19 protein-coding genes are annotated in these 16,832 nt (G+C 69.6%); 8 read left to right on the plus strand and 11 right to left on the minus strand.

Annotated elements, in window-relative coordinates; genetic code table 11:
* Positions 1-612: 612 nt before the first annotated feature.
* On the plus strand, positions 613-861 hold the full coding sequence (locus tag OV090_RS18315) for a hypothetical protein (protein ID WP_267705025.1): 249 nt from the start codon (positions 613-615) through the stop codon (positions 859-861).
* A gap of 9 nt (positions 862-870) precedes the next feature.
* On the opposite strand, the gene pgeF is transcribed toward OV090_RS18315, so the two are convergent.
* From pgeF to OV090_RS18330, 3 genes are all read right to left on the minus strand, one after another.
* Complete coding sequence (gene pgeF, locus OV090_RS18320) at positions 871-1,611, minus strand: peptidoglycan editing factor PgeF (RefSeq protein WP_267705027.1); 741 nt, start codon at positions 1,609-1,611, stop codon at positions 871-873.
* Positions 1,612-1,856: 245 nt separating this feature from the next.
* The gene (locus tag OV090_RS18325; protein ID WP_276604693.1) at positions 1,857-2,822 is read right to left on the minus strand and encodes an RluA family pseudouridine synthase; all 966 of its coding nucleotides are present in this window, start codon (positions 2,820-2,822) and stop codon (positions 1,857-1,859) included.
* Between the two features lie 9 nt (positions 2,823-2,831).
* Entirely contained in the window at positions 2,832-3,101 is a 270-nt protein-coding gene (locus OV090_RS18330) for a hypothetical protein (protein WP_096328116.1), read from the minus strand.
* A gap of 288 nt (positions 3,102-3,389) precedes the next feature.
* Here OV090_RS18330 and OV090_RS18335 point away from each other — a divergent pair, with 288 nt between their 5' ends.
* The gene (locus tag OV090_RS18335) at positions 3,390-3,557 is read left to right on the plus strand and encodes a hypothetical protein (RefSeq protein WP_267705030.1); all 168 of its coding nucleotides are present in this window, start codon (positions 3,390-3,392) and stop codon (positions 3,555-3,557) included.
* Here the strand turns inward: OV090_RS18335 and OV090_RS18340 are convergent.
* Positions 3,550-5,454: a hypothetical protein gene (locus tag OV090_RS18340; RefSeq protein WP_267705032.1), complete on the minus strand. Its 1,905-nt coding sequence runs from the start codon at positions 5,452-5,454 to the stop codon at positions 3,550-3,552. The genes OV090_RS18335 and OV090_RS18340 overlap by 8 nt on opposite strands.
* Before the next feature lie 359 nt (positions 5,455-5,813).
* Here OV090_RS18340 and OV090_RS18345 point away from each other — a divergent pair, with 359 nt between their 5' ends.
* Positions 5,814-6,905, plus strand: coding sequence for a hypothetical protein (locus OV090_RS18345; protein WP_267705033.1), 1,092 nt, complete (start codon positions 5,814-5,816; stop codon positions 6,903-6,905).
* 11 nt (positions 6,906-6,916) lie between these two features.
* Here the strand turns inward: OV090_RS18345 and OV090_RS18350 are convergent, their stop codons facing one another.
* Complete coding sequence (locus OV090_RS18350; RefSeq protein ID WP_267705034.1) at positions 6,917-8,281, minus strand: hypothetical protein; 1,365 nt, start codon at positions 8,279-8,281, stop codon at positions 6,917-6,919.
* Between OV090_RS18350 and OV090_RS18355 the strand changes: the two genes are divergently transcribed.
* A complete protein-coding gene (locus tag OV090_RS18355) occupies positions 8,280-8,525 on the plus strand; it encodes a hypothetical protein (protein ID WP_267705035.1) in 246 nt (81 codons plus the stop codon). The genes OV090_RS18350 and OV090_RS18355 overlap by 2 nt on opposite strands.
* 71 nt (positions 8,526-8,596) lie before the next feature.
* Here OV090_RS18355 and OV090_RS18360 read toward each other — a convergent pair whose 3' ends face one another.
* The 3 genes from OV090_RS18360 to OV090_RS18370 are packed head-to-tail and all read right to left on the minus strand — an operon-like array spanning position 8,597 to position 11,700.
* Complete coding sequence (locus OV090_RS18360; protein WP_267705036.1) at positions 8,597-9,427, minus strand: hypothetical protein; 831 nt, start codon at positions 9,425-9,427, stop codon at positions 8,597-8,599.
* A gap of 8 nt (positions 9,428-9,435) precedes the next feature.
* Positions 9,436-11,013, minus strand: coding sequence for a protein kinase (locus tag OV090_RS18365; RefSeq protein ID WP_267705038.1), 1,578 nt, complete (start codon positions 11,011-11,013; stop codon positions 9,436-9,438).
* A gap of 3 nt (positions 11,014-11,016) precedes the next feature.
* Positions 11,017-11,700, minus strand: coding sequence for a hypothetical protein (locus tag OV090_RS18370; RefSeq protein WP_267705040.1), 684 nt, complete (start codon positions 11,698-11,700; stop codon positions 11,017-11,019).
* Positions 11,701-12,030: 330 nt separating this feature from the next.
* On the opposite strand from OV090_RS18370, the gene OV090_RS18375 reads away from it, so the two are divergent.
* A complete protein-coding gene (locus OV090_RS18375) occupies positions 12,031-12,276 on the plus strand; it encodes a MerR family transcriptional regulator (protein ID WP_267705041.1) in 246 nt (81 codons plus the stop codon).
* A 555-nt stretch (positions 12,277-12,831) separates the two neighbouring features.
* Here the strand turns inward: OV090_RS18375 and OV090_RS18380 are convergent.
* The 3 genes from OV090_RS18380 to OV090_RS18390 all read right to left on the minus strand — a co-directional run bounded on the left by OV090_RS18380 (position 12,832) and on the right by OV090_RS18390 (position 14,865).
* Entirely contained in the window at positions 12,832-13,239 is a 408-nt protein-coding gene (locus OV090_RS18380) for a hypothetical protein (protein ID WP_267705042.1), read from the minus strand.
* A gap of 157 nt (positions 13,240-13,396) precedes the next feature.
* Positions 13,397-14,677: a TlpA disulfide reductase family protein gene (locus OV090_RS18385; protein ID WP_267705044.1), complete on the minus strand. Its 1,281-nt coding sequence runs from the start codon at positions 14,675-14,677 to the stop codon at positions 13,397-13,399.
* Positions 14,678-14,724: 47 nt separating this feature from the next.
* Positions 14,725-14,865: a hypothetical protein gene (locus OV090_RS18390; RefSeq protein ID WP_267705046.1), complete on the minus strand. Its 141-nt coding sequence runs from the start codon at positions 14,863-14,865 to the stop codon at positions 14,725-14,727.
* 535 nt (positions 14,866-15,400) lie between these two features.
* On the opposite strand from OV090_RS18390, the gene OV090_RS18395 reads away from it, so the two are divergent.
* The 3 genes from OV090_RS18395 to OV090_RS18405 are packed head-to-tail and all read left to right on the plus strand — an operon-like array spanning position 15,401 to position 16,643.
* On the plus strand, positions 15,401-16,024 hold the full coding sequence (locus OV090_RS18395; RefSeq protein WP_267705049.1) for a hypothetical protein: 624 nt from the start codon (positions 15,401-15,403) through the stop codon (positions 16,022-16,024).
* Positions 16,024-16,338 carry a hypothetical protein gene (locus tag OV090_RS18400; protein ID WP_267705051.1) on the plus strand — a complete coding sequence of 105 codons (315 nt, stop codon included), beginning with the start codon at positions 16,024-16,026 and terminating at the stop codon, positions 16,336-16,338. Before OV090_RS18395 ends, OV090_RS18400 begins: the two co-directional genes overlap by 1 nt.
* Positions 16,335-16,643, plus strand: coding sequence for a hypothetical protein (locus tag OV090_RS18405; protein WP_267705052.1), 309 nt, complete (start codon positions 16,335-16,337; stop codon positions 16,641-16,643). The genes OV090_RS18400 and OV090_RS18405 overlap by 4 nt, the downstream gene beginning before the upstream one ends.
* Positions 16,644-16,832 lie beyond the last annotated feature (189 nt).

Below are 16,832 nucleotides of genomic sequence, written 5' to 3' on the forward strand. Positions count from 1 at the left end.
CTCGCTGCGCGCTACGCCGGTTCGCTGCCGCGGAGCAGCACCCGACGCCGAGCCTCGCCGCAGTAAGCACCACTGACGCGACCGTCGCCGCCGAGCCGCGCCCGTCGTCGAGCCTCACCGCAGCAAGTACCGCTGCCGCCGGCTTCACCGACTTCGAGCCTCACCCGCGGGCAAGTACCGCTGACGCGACGGTTGCCGCCGAGGTCGCGCCCGACGTCGAGCCTCGCTCGTGGCCGGTACCGCCCACGCGCAGCTCCTCGCGCGCCGACCATTGCCGGCGCCGTCGAGGAGGGTGCTCGCAGAGGAGCAGCGCGAAAGGCCTGTCCCAAAGGACATATCATTCCCCGGCCCACCGGCCCCTCGGTCGGCCCGCCGCGCGTGAGCACTGGCGAGTCCGCGCAGCGCCCCTCCGCAATGGACCAGGACGCCCCGAGCGGCCGGGCCTCGTGTAGCAAGCGCCAGGCGGGCGGCGAGGCGAGATCTCCGGCCGGGGCCGCCGGGAGCGCCGGGGCGCGGGCTCCGCCGGCCCTGAGCCGTGCGCTCGGCTTGTTTCGCCGACGCCGCTCGTGCTAGGTTGCTGCGTGCTCGCCCACGGGCGCCTGGAGAGCAGCCATGTCCGCTTCTGAAATCGCCGACAACAAGTGGGAGCTCCAAGCTTCCAAGCCCCCTGTCTCCGACGTCGGAGGCATCCTGCAGATCATCGTGGTCGGGGCCTTCACCCTGATGTTCGCCTGGATGATGCTGTTCACCTTCCAGGGCATCTTCGGGTCCAAGCGCGAGAGCCTCGCCGACCAGTACGGCAACCTGACGGTCGACGGCAAGAAGAAGGAAGCCGCGCCCGCCGCTCCCGCTGCCGAGTGAGCCCGGCGCTCAGGCGCCGCGAATCCCGATGAACGCGAGCATCTGACCGATGCCCGCGCCGTCGCGACGATAGCTGAAGTACTGCTCCGGGTGCCGGCAGGTGCACCCGCCGACGCGCTCGATGCTGTCCTTCGGGACACCTGCCGCCACCAGCTGAGCCCGGACCGCCGCCACCAGATCGACGTGTGGCCGCGCCCCGGGCTCTCGGCGTACGTGCTCCGCCGCGAAATGCTCGGCGACCTCCTCGCCGACCTCGAACGCCTCGACCTCGATGCACGGACCGATCGCCGCGACCAGCTGCGACGGGTCCACGCCATCGTCGGCCAGCGCCGCGACCGTCGCTCCGACCACGTTCGCCACCGTCCCGCGCCAGCCGCTGTGGATCGCCGCGACCGCCGACGCCGCCCGGTCGGCCAGCAGCACCGGCACGCAGTCGGCCGTCATCACCCCGACCACCACCGGCCCATCGCTCGCGCGGGCCCACAGCGCGTCGCCCTCTGCGCCCGGCGTCAGCGCCGACGCCCGCCAGGCCGCCGCCCCGTGGACCTGCCGCACCAGTCGCAGCTGCTCGGGCAAGAAGTCGCCGGCCGCAGCGACGCGCCGCAGGTTCTCGTCGACGTTGCCGGGTTCGTCGCCCCAGCGACGACCGAGGTTGAGGCTTTCGAAGCGACCGCGGCTGACGCCGCCGGTGCGATCGGTGAAGCCGTGGACGAGGCGCGAGGAGGCGAACAGCGCGGCACGAGCGAGCACCCCGACCTCTTAGGGTCCCGCGCCGCGGAGCGCAACATTCATGGCGCGCCGCGAGAGCGGTCGGCCTCGAAGCCGAGCTCGGCAAAGACCCCTACCTCGCGAAGCGCGACCAGCACCCCGCTCATCCAGAGGCCCGCAGACCGATGACCTCGATAACTCGTCCACCCCGCCGAGCGTCACCAACACCGCCGCTCATCTCGAGGTGCGCACGCCGATGACCTCGAGAACTCGTCCGCAGCGACCGCTCACGGCTCCGCGCCGCCCAGCGCCGCCACCAGGCCCTGCAGCTCGGGCGGGAGGCGGCTCTCGAAGTCGAGCTCGGCCCCGGAGATCGGGTGAGAAAATCCGAGCACCGCGGCGTGCAACGCGTGGCGCCCCAACCCCTCGGCGAGCGCGCGGATGGCAGGAGGTCCGCCGAGCCCGCCGTAGAGCGCGTCTCCGACGATCGGGTGACCGAGCATGCGGCAGTGCATGCGGATCTGATGCGTCCGCCCGGTCTCGAGGCGGAACTCGAGCAGCGCCGCGCCGGTCAGCCGCTGCAGCGTGCGCAGGTGCGTCACTGCGCGGCGGCCGTCGCTCGCGTCCCACGTGAAGCGGCGGCGATCGATCGGGTCACGTCCGTGACCGGTGCGCAGCGTCTTCTCGGCGAAGGCCGGCGCGTCGCGCACCACCCCGAGATAGCGGCGGCGCAGCGAGTGCCGGCGAAACTGGGCCGCCAGCCCCTCCTGCGCCTGCATGTGCTTGGCGACCACCAGCAGCCCGCTCGTGTCGCGGTCGAGGCGATGCACGATGCCCGGCCGGGTCGCGTCGTTGCCGGGCAGCACCGGCAGCGCCTCGGCGCCGATCCCCAGGTGGTGCAGCACCGCGTTGACCAGCGTCCCGTGCGAGTGGCCGGGACCGGCGTGGACCACCATCCCGGCCGGCTTGTCGATCACCAGCAGGTGTTCGTCCTCGAACACCACCTGGAGCGGCAGCGCCTCCGGCGTCGCGTGCAGCGGCTCGGGCGCCTGCAGCTCGACCTCGACCTCGACCTCGGCGTCGACCAGGCGAGAGGCCTTGAGCGCGCCCCCGCCGGCCGCACACACCTTACCGGCCGCGAAGGCGCGGGCCAGCTGGGAGCGCGTGCAGGGGCTCCCGCGACGAGCGAGCTCGGCGACGAGAGCCTGGTCGAGGCGACGCCCGATGGCGTCGGTTCCGAGGTGGAGGCGCAGGCCCGAAGCCTACCAGATGTGGGTCTTGAGGCTCGCCATCGGCTTGATGACGCGGTCGACGATGGCGCGGTCGTAGTAGTTCTTGCGGAACAGCTCGGGCGTCACGCGGCCGCGGAACAGGTCGCGGCCCTCCATGATCTCTTCCCCGAGAGCGTCGAAGAAGTTGTCGTTGATCAGCGCCTCTTCGATCTTCTGCTTGTTGTAGAGCTGGATGTCCGAGGCGATCGCTCGGGCGAGCTGCTGCGCGCGGGCGTCGTTGTCGATGGGCGTGGCTGCCATGCCGCGAGGATGCCACAGCGCCGCGGCCCCCGCCAAGTCGCCGCAATTTCGCCGGCCCGCTTCGCCAAAAACGCCCCCGCTCCGCGAAACGCTGGGGATCTCCAAACAGCGGGCGTTTAGAGCGAAACGGGCCGGGCCCGCTCGGGCCCGCCGGGGCCCGCTCGGGCCCGGCCGACGGCCACCAAATGGCCACCAACTTCTGCGGGGCTCCCGCCGTGATCGCCACTTCGTCGGCGGGGCTGATGCGCGTCGCGCAGCACGACCCGCTGCGCAGTCGCTACGGTCGCCGTGCCGTTGCCCATCACCACCGATGCGTGCGGCCTGCACCGGCCTTCATCCGTGGTTCTCGACGACGAGCAGCGTATGAATCGCGCGGAGCTGGTCCACGACCTCGCGAACCACGGCCTCGTGCTCCCGGCCCGTCAACAGATAGCGCGCGACCGGTGCATCAAATGATCTGCAGGTCCGGCGCGGCCGCGTGCAATTCGCTCAACGCCGGCTCGAAATCCTCGGGCTCGTATCGTGCGCCGCAGCGGAGCTGATGAAGCGAGCTCAGCCATGGCGCACGGGCCAGGGGGCGGAGCTCCTCCGACGAGAGCTGCTGGCTGTCCAGGTGTAGGCGCGTCAGCCGGCGGAGGTGCGGCGCCGCCGCGAGCGCAGCGACACCAGCCGCACTGAGGGCGTGGCCCATGCACCAAAGCTCCGTCAGGGCGTCGAGGCGCCCCGCCGCCAGCGCCCGCATGCCCGCGTCACCGATCTTGTTGCGGTTGATATCGAGCCCGGCGAGCCCGGCGAGCAGCGGCGAGCGGGCCAGAGTACGCACCCCCTCGTCGGTAATTCCGCTGGACCCGAGGACGAGCAGCCGGAGCCGGGGCCAGGGCGCCGACAGCAGCGCGGCGACGCCTTCGTCACCGATCGGGTTGCCGTCGACGAGGAGCTCGCGCAGGCCGGCGAGGTGCGGCGCGGACGCGAGATGCCTCGCCCCTTCCGGCCCGAAGCCCGTGCCCCGGAGGCGAAGCTCCTTCAGCCGGGTCATGTGCGTCGCCTTCGCCAGCGCCTCCGAGGCCGTATTGCCCAGCCGGTTGGCGTCGAGCAGCAGGCACTCGAGCCGGGACAGCCACGCCTCCTCGAGCAGATCCTCGACGCCCGACGGCCCGACGCCGCTGTCGCGGAGGTCGAGGAGCCGGAGCTGCGTCAGCTGGTCCGCCAGGGACAGCTCCGTGGCCCCCTCGTCGCCCAATTTGTTGTAAGGCAGCCGGAGCTCGCGCAAGCCGGCCAGGGACTCGGCGTCGGCGATCGCCTTCACACCTTCGATGCCGATGTCGTTGTGGCTCAGATCGAGGGTGTGCAGGTGCTTCAGCCGCCGGACGATCGCCCGCACGCCCTTGGCCCCGATCCCGTTGTCGTAGAGATCGAGCAGGGTCAAGTTCGGCAGGCCGATCGCCACCGCCTTCGCACCGAGCGGGCCGAGGTGGCTGGCGCCGAGCCACAGCTCGCGCAGGTCGGCGAACTGCGGCGCTGCTGCCAGCGCGCGCGCACCGGGGAGCCGGACCTCGCTCCACTGCAGGTCGAGGGTGACGAGGCCGTTCAAGTGGCTCGCCGCGGCCAGCGCAAACACGCCCGCGTCGCGGCAGGGGTTGCTGTTGTTGTCGAAGAACGAGCCCCCGAGCCACAGCTCGCGCAGCCCGGCCAGGTGCGTCGCCGCTGCCAGCGCGCGCACGCCGTCGGTGCCGACCTGACAACTTCGCAGGTCGAGCTTCGTCAGGCCGGAGAAGTGCATCGCCCGGGCGAGGTCGCGCCCGCCCGCCTCGAAGATCTCGTTGTTACGCAGCCGCAGCTCGCGGAGCTGCGTCAGGTGGGTCGCCTTCGCCAGCACGCGTGCGCCGGCGGGACCGACGTTGTTCTTGTCGGCGCACAGGTCGAGCGCCGTGACGATCGCCAGCAGCGGGTCGCCCAGCACCGACGCGAGCGCCCCGGCGTCCTTCCCGAGCCCGCGCAGGTGCAGCGCGCGGACCGGAGCGGCGCGGGCGAGCCGCTCGCCGACCGCAGCGACCCGACCCGGCGCCAGCGACACGGTGTCGACGAACCCGCGCGCCCAGGTCGCCTCGCCGATCCGCAAGCCGAGCTCGTGGTGCCACTCGTCCTCGTGGGCGGCGAACAGCGCGTCGGCCCGCGCGGTGAGCTCGTCGCGGGCGTCGTGGTCGTCGTCGCTGCGAGCCGCTGCGCACTGCAGCTCGATGAACTCGCCGCGCGGATCGCCGCGCTCGCGCAGTCGCTGGGCCAAGGCCAACCGCGGGCCGTCGTCCTCGAGCCGGACACGGATCGCCGCCAATTGATCTTCGGAGAGCTGCATCAGTTTCGTTAAAAGTCTAGGCGCTGGCCCCCGCGATTCGTCAAGGCCGATCGCGCGGCGTCGGCGAGCACGTCCACCCGCGAGCGATTGCGACGCCCACGAATCGTGGCTCACGAGCGAGGCCTCGACCCGGGCGCTCGCGCCGGCGTCGACGCCGTCGCTCACTCAGGCGAAGTCGATCTCGACCCGCGTCTCGCCGACCACGTCGTAGGCCATGCGCGTGCCCGCGGCGAAGCGGCACGGCGGACGATGCAGGTGCCGGTGTTGGCCTCGTCAAGGTCGAGGACGCCGTCGTGACGGAGGTCGGCTTCGTCGACGGTGCCGTCGACTCGGGGTGGCGGGAGCGCTATCATGCGCCCGTGCGCCGCCTCCCGCTCGCCGCCGCGGCTCTCCTCGCCGCTTGCAACCACGAGAACCAGCCCGCGTTCTCGACGGGGCCCGGCGTCACTTCCGTTTCGGCCAGCTCGACCACGTCGACGACCTCGGGCGGCTCGACGTCCGCCTGGTCGAGCTCGACGACCTCGACCTCGGGCGGCGCCGAGGACAGCGCCGCCGCCAGCACCAGCGATGCGGGGCCCGTCGACGTGCCGGACTTCGGCGACCCACAGCCCGAGGGCTGCAAGGGCAAGATCGACTTCCTGTTCGTGATCTCGGCGCTCGGGACCATGAAACACGAACAAGATCAACTGCTGGCGAGCTTCCCGGGGTTCATGGCGACGATCAGCGACAAGTTCGCCGACTTCGACACGCACATTATCTCAGTGAACACGGACAAGGAGTGGCGCGGCGTCGGCTGCGAGTCGCCCGAATTTTGCCTGAGCATCAACAACTGTGGGCCATACGCGTTGGACTACGTCTGCGGCTCGCACGCCGACACCGTGTTCCAGTGCGACCGCACGCGTGGCGCCGGCCTCCTTTACAACGCCGGGCCCTATGCGGCCAACCACGTGTGTGAGCTCGACGGCGGCCACCGCTACATGATCGAGCCCGACCCGGACGACTTCGAGTGCATCGCGCGCGTGGGCACCTTCGGCGACATCCCTCGGATGGGGGACACGCTCGTCGCGGCGGTCTCCGACGCTCTCAACGATCCCAAAGGCTGCAACGCGGGTTTTCTCCGTCCCGACGCGCTGCTCGTGTTCGTGCTCATCACCGACACCAACGACATCAAATCGATCTCGAGCGTGAAGCAGGTACACGACGCGGTGGTCGCAGCGAAGGGCGGCGACGAGGACTCGATCGTCGGGCTCGCCGTCGTCGCGCAGCCGCTCGTGGGTGAGCCGGTCCCCGACTGCGTCTACGACGAACTGGGGAACAACTACTCCCTCGATGTCGTCGAGACCTTCCCCTATCACCTCGACGGCGATATCTGCGCCGACAGCTACGCTCCTTTCTTCGACCAGGCCGCCGACCTCGTGCATGAGGCGTGTAGCAACTTCATCCCGCAGTAGTCAGTAAGCCCTTACTGCCGCACGAACGCCGCCCGGGCGTGTCGGACACCGGCAGAGGTTACCTCGCCGACCACGACGACTTGATCCCATGCATCGAGCGCGAGGTCGGTGGCGGCGGAGGGCGAGCCGTTCGCGGGGAACATGTAGTCGAACACGAGCCCCTTGCGTCCGAACAGGACACCGCGGAGCACGTCACCGTCTTGCACGACGCCGGAGACGACGACGCCGCCGTGGGCGCTCACCGCCACCGCCGTCGCATAGGCGACATCCTTGACCGCCTCGGGCTGGAACCAGACACGCGAGCCCATGGCGTCGTAGATCGCCAGCTCGATCCGCTGCGCCGTGCCGTCGAGCGTGGCGCCGTATCCGACCGCGGCGACCCCATCCGGGTGAGCCGCTGCACCGAGATACATCCCTTGCCGCCAGCCGCCGCTCGCAGCCTGGACGATCACCGGGTCGAGCGGGACACCGGTCTCCAGGTCCATCGGCGCGAGCAAGCCGCGCGTCTCGGGATCTTGCTTCTCGTGGTAGCCCGCGGAAGCACCGACGACCCATGCGGCGTTGCCCTTGAGAACCACGTCAAACGCCAAGTCACTGTATTTATGCTTCCAATCCTTGTTCGTCTCCGGGACATAATCCCAGAGCTTTGCGCTGAAGACGGCCACGTGATCGCCGTTCATCCGCCACAGCGCCACGTCCATGTCGCCGAACCCGCTCCCCGCGAAGCCGACCGCGAAGAAGCCGCCCGCCTCGTCGGCGCCGATCCCCCTCACGGTCGCGCCCGGCTCGGTCGGCATTTCGACGCCGGTCTCGTGGCCCTCGGCGTCGAGCAGGAGGATCCGCGGCCGCCACTTGCTGTCCGCCTGCCGCACGTTCATTGCGACCCAGATCCTACCGTCGGGCGTGAGCGCGGCCGCGTCGACCGAGCCCTCGCGGTTGTCGAGGATGATGGTTCCCTCCGGCCAGACCTCCGCCCCGTTCTTGGCCGCACGCTTGCGGATCGACGGGCGCGGAGCGCCGTCGACATCGACCGCTCCGACCTCGATCGCGTCTCCTTCGTCCGTGACGATCACGCGCCGCGAGGTCGAGCCGGTCGGGTACTGCACGGCCCACGCCTGATCGCCCGCCGGCGGCGCGGCGACCTCGAAGCTCACTGGCCGAAGATCAGCGAGCGAGCCAGTCGCGGCAATCACTTCGAGGACGTGCGCGCCGTTGTCGACCGAGCCGAAGATCGGCACCGTCCCCGCGAACACGCCACCGCCCTGGTCGGCGAACTCGTCGAGCTCGACCCCGTCGAGCTTCGCGCGGACGAGGGTCGCGTCCTCGGCAGCCACCACCACGTCGACGGGGCCCGCGAGGTGGATCGTCGGCGGCATGTCGACCGACAGGATCCGCGGCTGCAGCAGCAACGCGCCCGTCGAGCCCGGGCTCGCGCTCGTGCCGGTCGTCTCCTCCGGCAGCTCACCCGTCACGGCGCTCGTCGACGTTGCGTTCGAGGTCGTGCTCTCGTCGGCATCCGGCGTCGGCTCGCCCGGGGTCGTGCTGCTACCTGTTCCTTCGGACATGTCCGAGTCGTGGGCCGCGTCGTGGGCAACGAAGTCGCCCCACGACGGCGCTTGACAGGCGGCGAACGCGGCCAGGAAGACGGCGAGGGTGCGGCGAACCATGGAGACCTCCAAGCGCGGAAGCGCTCAGAACGAATATACGAGCCCCGCGCCCCGCGCCCGAACCCGCTCACGTGAGGCCGCGCGGGCCGGGGCGAGCATGACTGCAAGTCCTGTAACCAGGCTTACAACTCCGGCCGCACCGAGCCCGATCGCCGCGCCCGCGAGCCGGTAATGGCTGCGATCCGCGCGGTACGCCTCGGCCTGTTCGGCAGAGGTGAAGTTGCGATCTTCGGCGCGGGCGTTCGCCGTGATCGCCTCGATCGTCCCGTCTGCCCGCGATGCGCCGACAAGAGCGCCAGCCATCCCGCCCAGCAGGCCAGCACCGACCACGACAAGGGCCGAGCCCCCGGCGATGCGCTTGATCGGCCGGCCCGGTGTCGACCTGTCTTTCGAGACAGGTAGAGGCAGCGGTCCCTCGGGCTTGCTCGCGCCGTCGTCGGGCATCTCCTCGGCGGCGCTCGACATCTCCTCGGGCGACGCGGGCAACGGCTCGGGACCGGGCGCTTGCTCGGGGCACGAGGCTTTCGCTTCGCTCAAGAGCTTCGCGTCCTCGGCTTCGAGCTCGACCCACGAAGCCCGCTCGTCGTCGCTGGCGAAGCCCCCGCGGGCGATCAGGTCCCGCGCGAGGTCATGAGCCTCGCACAGGCGCACGAGGTCGTTGTTCGCGCTGTGGAGCGCGCGCAGGGCGTCGTGGACGCCGTAGAGCGCGTCAGGCTGGTGTACACCCGGCGCGGCCGCCCGCTCTTGGTACAGCTTGAGCGCCAAGTCCAGCTCACCGCGGTTGTAGGCCGCGACCGCGGCATCCTCCGGAGGCGGCGCGAGCATGGTCAACACGAGGACGAAGCACAGAAACATGACGGCTCCTACTCGGCGAAAAAGGTGTGCTGCCGCTGACCCTCGGCGACGCGCAGCTCGAAGCGGTCGAGCGCATCGCGGATGCATCGCGCCTCGGCCGAGTCGGACGCGACGCCGCGGACACGGGCCGGAGCGCCGGCGGCAATCGTGGTGAGGCGAGGCGACAGCGCGAGGCCGCCATCCTCGAAGCAGCGGCGGGCGCGAGCTTCGGCTTTGCGCAGGCGCTCGTCCCAGGACAGGGGTACGGCCCGTCGCTTCTTCGCCGTGTCCCTCGTCGCGGTCGAGATGGTCGCGCCAACACCCGGCGTCGCCTCGGCGCCCAGCTTCGCGCCTGCACTTGGCGTCGCATCCGCACCCGACCTCGCCTCGGCGCCTGGCATAGCCTGGGCGTCTCGCACTGCGTCCGGAGCCGCCTCTGCGCCCGGCATCGCGTCGATCCTCGGCACCGCATCGATGCTCACCCCGTCGACACTCGTCGCGTCGGCATCGCCCTTGCCTGGAGACCGGGCTGCCTGGTCCTCCCCGCCTCTCCTCGCGTCGAAGAGCCTCGAGGCAGGACCAGCCGCCTCGGCGCTCATCGCCGCGTCGTCGGCCGTCGCTTCGGCAGCGCGCCAGCTCTCCCCTGCCAGAATCAAGACCGCCGTCCCGACCCCGAGCAGGAACGACGCCGCAGACGCAGCCACGCTGCGAAGACGCGGGGGCGCGAGCATCCTGGAGCGGACGATCTCCAGCGCGCGCACGAGATCCGCCATGGTCGCGTGCCGCTCGTCCGCCTCCGCCAGGCCGCGCTCGAGCTCCGCGACGAGCGGCGCAAGGTTCGGCGGGAATTCATCCGCGCTGATCCTCCGGAAGCCCCCCGCCTCGCTGTACAGGGCCCGCCCCGTGAGCATCTCGTACAGCACCACGCACACCGAAAAAACATCGCTCTGCGGTGCGACGAGGCCTTCGGACCAGTACTGCGGGCAGGTATAGGGCGCGCACCCGATGTACTCGTGTTCGGACGTATGCCAGCGCTTCCCCGCGGCAGTCACGTCTCGCAGGTGCGGGAGCTTGTAGTACTCGGAGGTCAGCAGGCACGCGCCGAAGTCGATCAGCCGCACGCGGTCGCCGTCCTCGACGATGATGTTCGATGGCTTCACGTCGCGGTGGATCACCCCGACCGCGTGCACCGCCATCAACACGCGTCCCAGCTCGATCGCCAGGGCGACGGCTCGCTCCGGCTTGAGCGGGCCCCGCCTCAAAAGATCGCGGATCGTCTCGCCGGCGATCATCTCCATCGTGAAGAACGGGCCGCCGTCTTCGCCGATGTCGTAGATCGCGGGGACGCCGGTGTGCCGCACCGCCGCCAGCGCCCGATACTCCCGACGGAAGCGCTCTCGAAACCCCGAGCCGACCGAGCGCATGCGCTTGAGCGCGACGTTGCGAGCCGCGGTCTTGTCGTACGCGAGATGCACGACCCCCATGCCACCCACGCCGAGCTCGCGGATCACCTGGTACCGGCCCGCGATCGAGTCGCTCGTGAGCGGCCCGGGCGCGTCGTCGATGTCGACCGTGGGCTGCGAGGGCGAGGACAGGGCGCTCTCCATGACTCAGACCGGCGCGGGAACGTCTGCGAACAGAGTCTCGATGGTGCGCGGCCGGGTGCCCACGAGCGGAGCATCGGCGGCGAGGTCTTCGCGGTCCGGCCAGGTCAAGAACCCGTTCTCCAGGGCGGCGGGAAGGCGTCGCTCGCACCGACAGGGGTTGCCGGGATCCACGTGTTCGCAGCGGACGCCGAGATAGTTGGTGAGCGCGCGGACTGCCCGGAGGTAGTTCGTCCGCGCAGCAACGGGCGTGTCGAACACTGCGTCGACTTGCTCGGCCGGCCAGCCCAGGAGTTCTTGCAGGACAAAGGCAGCGCGCGGCCCCGCTGGCAGGTTGACCAACGTCGTCGTGAGGCACGCTCGCTGTAGCTCGCGCTGCAGCACGTAGAGCCGCCGGACGTCGCCGCGGATCTCGGGGTGATCCAGATCCAGGATCGCCGTCTCCTGGCGAAGGATCGCGTCCAGATCGACGGGCAACCGGCGTCGAGCACGGGCCATGAACCAGCGCACCATCTCGGCCATGCGCAGGCACAGTGCCTGCGCGCTGGGCTGAACCTCGCGCAGCGCCGCCATTCCCGCCTCGCGGGAGCCGGTCATCCACACGGCGAACCGGACCACGTCAGGGTGTTCGTCCGCGCTCATTCGAGCCTCATTGTGGCAGCGGAAACGCGCGTCGGTCGAGGGCGCCATGGCTCATTCGAGCCTTATCACCGGTCTATTCGCGGTGCAATACCAGGCTTCTGTGGGGTAAGCCAGTATGGGGCGCGAACGCGCCCCGCGATGAGCCCGCTTGCTCAGCCGCGACGCGGCACTACGTCGCGCCGCCTGGTAGGAGGCCGCCTCGATCTCATCGCCGCCCCGCAGGCGGCGGTCAAGCCGCCCGGGCGGTTCCGGAGAGCACGTAAGCTCAAGGTCTCCCACGCAACGAGATCCCACGCAGACGCGCTCACTGCAGGCTTTGTAAGCGTGCTTACAGAACAGGTCTTGCGGCAAAAGCCGAGCGCTGTGTACGGTCCGGCCGTGTTCCCCCACACGACGGAGTTTCTGGCGAAACTCGCAAACGTGTCGCCGGCCACCATCCTGGAATGGCGCCGACTCGGCCTCTTCGAGGGTGTCGCTTCGACGAAGCAAGGCGGGGATCGACGGGGCGTCCGCCGGCTCTGGGCACCCGAAGCCGTGGAGCGCGTCCGCGAGATCGTTCGTCTCAAGGCCGAGGGCTACGACACGCAGACCCTGATCGACCGCTACGCGCCCAAGCGAAGGTAGTGACGGCGAGCGCATCGCTCGATCAACAAGTCAAACTGCCGCGTCTTGGCGTCGGTGAGCGGGGCGAAGGAGCTCGCCGTCCCCGTCGACCCATGCAGCTTTGCAGGAAGACTGGAGCACGAGCCGCTCGACCTTAAGCGCGCTTCAAGGTCGACGGTCGGCGGTTCAAGCACGCGCCCTCCGATGCCGCCTGCGCTCGATCGGCGGTGGGGGAGCGCACCGGCACCGGAAGACGTGTTCGCCGTCTACGAGCGCAATGTGATCCGGGGCAGCACGCGGGCGGCGATCGCCGCCAAGCGCGAGCGCGGCGAGCGAGTCAGCCGCTTCGCGCCGTGTGGCGCCGAGCTCGGCCAGGGCGGCGATTTGCAACCCGCGCCAGCGGAACTGCTGGGGCCGAGGTCCCACTGCGCCTCATCGGCGCCGAACTGGAGCGCCGGCCAACGCCCGCGTGGCGCGGCACCGGACGACAGTCGCGTGCCTGGTGCGGCGAGCCTAGACGACAGGGACATGAGGTCCCCGTCGTCTGCGGGCGATGGCTCGGCTGGTCAACAACGACTAGCAGTTACTCGTGCAGATGCTTCCGCCCTGCGCTGCGCAGGTGCCGGACTCACGGCAGTACCGATCATTGTAGTCGGCGATCAGGACATTGGAGATGCCGAAGGCGCCCCACAACGCAGAGAACTGCGCAGCAGACAGCACCCCGACGAACGAGCTGTAGTCTGCGTGTCCCAGCCCCCCTCCGGCGAACTTCAGGCTCGCCGAAAATGCCCGAATTGCCGTCGGCGACGCGTTCGCCAGCGGATCGACCCCCGCATTCGGCGTTCCGGTGAAGAAGGCGGCCCGCCGATTGCTCGGGAGGGCCACGAAGTTGTCCCAGTCGCTCTGCGAGCGGATCAGATCGACTGAGGAATCGCGCAGCAGTGCGAGCCATTGAGCGGGAGTATCAGCAGTAGCGTTTGCCATGAGAATTTCCAGATCCTGGTTGTCGATGATGCTCGCGCCTCATCAGGAGGAGCGGGACACCATCGGTTGGCCAAAGATGTAGCGGGCCCAAAAGTCGGTTCAAGGGCTAAACTCGCCCCAAAGAGGTGCGTTCTATCGCCAACTCCGGTTGGGTCTGCTAGCCCCGCGGCTGGCTCGGTAGCCGTTCGTCGAGAACGGCGCGCACCGACGACCACGCACTCTCTCGAGCAACGATCGTCCCCACGGGATCGATGAGCACATACGCGGGCAAGGCATCGACGCGGTAGAGCGACTGCGCAGCCTTGTCGGCGTCGATGAGCTGGGACCATGACATCGCGTGGTCGTGGACGAAGTTTCGCGCGGCCTCGTCGAGCTCGCCATCATGCACGCCGACAATCTCGAGGCCTCGCGGACCGAGCTCGCGCTGAGCTCGCGTCAGCTCAGGGGCCGCTCGAACGCAGGGTTGGCACCACGGCGCCCAGAAGTCGAGTACGACCCACTTTCCGCGGAACTCGGCGAGCTCGCGCGCCCGCCCGGTGAGGTCGGGGAGGCGCAGCGGTGGGGCTGGGAAGCCCGGCCGGACATCAGGTCGTGGGGGCCGCTCTTCCGCGAGCGGGGTGAGCGTCAACGTTGCCCCATCGCTCGCTACTCCGAGCTCATAACCGCGTCCCCCGAGATGCACATAACGCTCCCGCAGGGTGTAGCGCTCTGGCGAGAGAGGATCTTCGGTCAGGTCGAGATGACCGTCACCGTCGACGTCGAAGACCACTACCTGGTAGTCGCGGCCGTAGACGCCGCTGTCCCCGAGCAAGGCGAAGGCGTACTCGCGGTCTTCGAGCTTCGCAGCGCCTCGCCGCAATGTCTGGTCGGACTTCCACACGCTGAAAGGCGTCGAATCCTTCGGCCTTGGTGCGCGGAGCTCGAACACGATGACGGGCGCGGGAGCTGTTCCTGGCTCGCTACCCCGCTCGGCGGGGTCCGGTTCGAGGACAACCGTTGGAAGGCCGTTGTCGGCGACGAAGTGCCGAGGACGTTCATCCTGGAGGTCGCCGTCGCCGTCGAGGTCGACAAATAGGCGGTAGCCCAGCTGCTCATCGCCGTCGACGATGAAGCTGCGATTGCTGCCGTCGAGGACCACGTTGAAGCCGTACAGAGCGGGCTGGCGCAGGTCCGCGGGCTTGACTCGAACCGGGACAAGGCGATCTTTCAACGGGATGATGGTCTCGCGGTACTTCTCCTCGGAGCTCAGCGGCAGTGCCGCAAAGCGGTCGAGCCGCTGCGGAGCGTCGGTCTTGAACTCGGCGGGCCCCCTCGGGGGGGGCGCACGCTCCGCAGATTTCGTCGGGAGCGCGGGCGCAGGCGTGGTCTCGGGTGGGCTGTACCCGCCGCCGCTGTTGCAGGCGGCGAGCGCAAGGACGGCGAGGGTGGCGACACGCACGGGGCAAGCGTAGAGGCCCCGCGATGCTCTGTCAGCCCGTTGCCGCATCAGCAGCGGTCGGATTCGCCGCCGCGGCTTGCGGGGTTGCCGCGGTAGGCGCGCCGCTTCTCGGAGCTGCGGATCTGCGTGGGCGGCTGCTCCAGCGACGGCGAGTACGGGGACGGGGCGAGCTGCGATCCCCACACCACCGCTTGGCGAAGTTTTAGCTGGTCGACGGCCCTGGCGGCTCTGCCGAGCCCGTCCCGTCCGACATCGGGGCGAGCGGCAACAACCCCAGTGCGTCACCCAGTGATTGCGGCAGCTTCGGCCCCTTCAGCAAGTCGAATCCTTCCTGCTCGACCTCCTGCCGCGTCCTCGGCCGGATAAGCTCGGCGGCACGTCGAAGCGTCACGCTGAAAGCGTGGACGTCCCGGCGCAGGGCGCCGCGGCCACGCCGACGCCGCGTTCGGTGCGGCGGTCGACCTCCGGGGTGAGCGCGGGTGTCGTCGCCGCCCTGGGCGTGGGTCTCGTGGGTCGCCGGTGCGCGTGGGCGCGTCCGCCGGAGGGCCGAGGTCGAGCCCCACGACGGCGCGCGCCGGGGCCGGCGTCCTCCTGCGCGACGGGTTTATTAAAACCTCGCTGGGGCTTTTTTGGAGCTTTTCCGGCGACGCCGCGCTCGCCGCTCGCCGCCGGGAATCTGTTGTCGTCCGCTTGTGGTCTGCCGAGCCTTTGCCATGGCGGGATATGCTCTCCGAACTCTTCATCGCCGTTTCGCTCTTCGCGGCGGCCGCTTCCAGTCCCGCGCCCGCCACGCCGGACGAGTTTTCGGACAGCCTCCAGGCGCCGGTGGACTTCTCGGCCGATGCGGTGACCGCCGCCGTCGACCTTTCCGAGGGCGTGAACATCGAGATTGCCTACGAGCTCGAGGGCGTGGGGCACGTGAGGCTCGCGGGGCATGGTGAGCTCGACGGGTGGGCGACCTTCATCCTGCTCGTGGACGACACCACCATCCTCGACTTCGGCGGCGAGTTGGCCGAGCTACCCGAGCAAACCTGGAAGACATTAAATACCGAGTACCTCGCTACGCTCGGGCACGAGGAGGCGGTCTCTCTCTTCAACAGCCTCGTCCAGGTCTGGACCACGTCGGAGGTCGAGCAGGCTCTCGCGGACGCTGCGGAGGCGGCGCCCTCGCGCTCGGTGCTGTGCGATGTCGCCGGCGGGCTCAGTGGCGGGTCGATCGGGGTAGCCGCCGGCGCCCGCTGCTGGTGGTTCTTCAAGAAGTTCAAGACGTGTAAAAAGGTTGGGGTCGGTATCGCCACATCCGTCTTCGGCTACATCAAGGACAAATGCGAAGGCGCACAGAATTAGTGCCGCTCAAGGCGCCTCTACCGCCGCAGCGATTCGGTTTCTTGCCGACCCGGGAATTCTGGGAGCTCGCGTTCTTCACGCCATTCTGGCCGTTGTGCGTGGTGGGCTACATCTGCCTGATCGCGGCGCTCGCCTATCTTCTGGGCGTCAGCGTCAGCGATTTCCTGTGGTGGCACCATGTGTTGCTAGCCATCGCCCTCACCGAAGTTTGGAGCGGCATCGTTGAGCTCTGTTGTCGGCGAGCGTTGCGAAGATGGAGCAGGCCGCGCGCGTTGCGACGCGCGCGGGACGAGGTCTTGAACGGCGGCGGATGAACGTCCAGCGCTCGAGGGGCGCGAGCACGTCCTCGAGGTCGGCCGCCGCGTGTTCGGTACAGCGGTGGGCCCTGGGGGTGAGCGCGGGTGTCGTCGCCGCCCTGGGCACGGGTGTGCTTCACCGCGACATCAAGCCGGCCAACTGCATGGTCTCGCCCGAGGGCCACGTGAAGCTCATCGACCTCGGCGCGATCAAGCCGCTGGACCTGAAACTGCGGGCGACGACGGCGGGGTCCTCGTCGGCTCGCACGCATACGTGGCCCCCGCGCGCGCCCGCGACCATTCTGCGCCGCACGGATGTCTGAGGGGCAGATTAGAAATCCCGGCCCTGTTCTCGGATGTCTCAAGAGACAGCCATGGAAATCGGGCGGAGGCCCTCGACTGTCCTCGGGGACAGATTTAGATCGGGCCCGCGCGCGGCCGCCCTGCCGGGCTTTGTCGTGATCACGACAAACGCCGGTTCAAGAGTGCGCACAGCGCTGCCCGCTCGCGCT

The organism is Nannocystis sp. RBIL2 (assembly GCF_026626745.1).
Taxonomy (GTDB): domain Bacteria; phylum Myxococcota_A; class Polyangia; order Nannocystales; family Nannocystaceae; genus Nannocystis.

Coding starts and splice junctions, on each gene's coding strand:
- OV090_RS18365 (WP_267705038.1), bottom strand. CDS start 11,013: ATGGAGAGCGCCCTGTCCTCGCCCTCGCAGCCCACGGTCGACATCGAC.
- OV090_RS18355 (WP_267705035.1), top strand. CDS start 8,280: ATGTCGACCGACAGGATCCGCGGCTGCAGCAGCAACGCGCCCGTCGAG.
- OV090_RS18350 (WP_267705034.1), bottom strand. CDS start 8,281: ATGCCGCCGACGATCCACCTCGCGGGCCCCGTCGACGTGGTGGTGGCT.
- OV090_RS18360 (WP_267705036.1), bottom strand. CDS start 9,427: ATGTTTCTGTGCTTCGTCCTCGTGTTGACCATGCTCGCGCCGCCTCCG.
- OV090_RS18370 (WP_267705040.1), bottom strand. CDS start 11,700: ATGGCGCCCTCGACCGACGCGCGTTTCCGCTGCCACAATGAGGCTCGA.
- OV090_RS18340 (WP_267705032.1), bottom strand. CDS start 5,454: ATGCAGCTCTCCGAAGATCAATTGGCGGCGATCCGTGTCCGGCTCGAG.
- OV090_RS18330 (WP_096328116.1), bottom strand. CDS start 3,101: ATGGCAGCCACGCCCATCGACAACGACGCCCGCGCGCAGCAGCTCGCC.
- OV090_RS18395 (WP_267705049.1), top strand. CDS start 15,401: ATGCTCTCCGAACTCTTCATCGCCGTTTCGCTCTTCGCGGCGGCCGCT.
- OV090_RS18380 (WP_267705042.1), bottom strand. CDS start 13,239: ATGGCAAACGCTACTGCTGATACTCCCGCTCAATGGCTCGCACTGCTG.
- OV090_RS18315 (WP_267705025.1), top strand. CDS start 613: ATGTCCGCTTCTGAAATCGCCGACAACAAGTGGGAGCTCCAAGCTTCC.
- OV090_RS18405 (WP_267705052.1), top strand. CDS start 16,335: ATGAACGTCCAGCGCTCGAGGGGCGCGAGCACGTCCTCGAGGTCGGCC.